Genomic DNA, 528 nt, shown 5'->3' with positions numbered 1-528 from the left:
CGGCCGCACCGTCGGTGCCGGCATCGTCGTCACCATCAAAGAGTAATTGGACTGAAACGGATCTGTCGCGGGCGCGGGAGCTGCCCGCGCCGCGCCAGAACAAGGAATTGACGCATGAACGGACAGAATATCCGCATCCGCCTTAAGGCGTTTGACCACCGGGTGCTCGACGCCTCGACGCGCGAAATCGTGTCGACCGCCAAGCGCACCGGCGCCAACGTCCGCGGCCCCATTCCGCTGCCGACGCGGATCGAAAAGTTCACGGTCAACCGGTCGCCTCACGTCGACAAGAAGAGCCGCGAGCAGTTCGAGATGCGCACCCACAAGCGGCTGCTCGACATCGTCGATCCGACCCCGCAGACCGTCGATGCTCTGATGAAGCTCGATCTGGCCGCCGGTGTCGACGTCGAGATCAAGCTCTAAGGAACAAGAGGGCGGGGCGACCCGGAACTCTGAAGGAACAAGAGGCGTGGAGGGGCGCTAGCCCCGACAGGGAACTCTAAAGGAATTGAACCGATGCGTTCAGGT

The 528-nt window shown here is 62.7% G+C and carries 1 protein-coding gene; it reads left to right on the top strand.

The genetic code is table 11. The features are described 5' to 3' along the window. Window positions 1-114: 114 nt before the first annotated feature. The gene (gene rpsJ / locus EOA29_RS39540; protein WP_006205468.1) at window positions 115-423 is read left to right on the top strand and encodes a 30S ribosomal protein S10; all 309 of its coding nucleotides are present in this window, start codon (window positions 115-117) and stop codon (window positions 421-423) included. Window positions 424-528: the final 105 nt, after the last annotated feature.

The organism is Mesorhizobium sp. M1E.F.Ca.ET.063.01.1.1, assembly GCF_003998155.1.
GTDB lineage: Bacteria > Pseudomonadota > Alphaproteobacteria > Rhizobiales > Rhizobiaceae > Mesorhizobium.
Note: the sequence above shows the minus strand (reverse complement) of the source record. Positions and strands in the feature narration are given on the sequence as shown.

What these genes read in the sequence shown, in the direction of transcription:
- rpsJ (WP_006205468.1), top strand. Translation starts at nt 115, where the DNA reads ATGAACGGACAGAATATCCGCATCCGCCTTAAGGCGTTTGACCACCGG.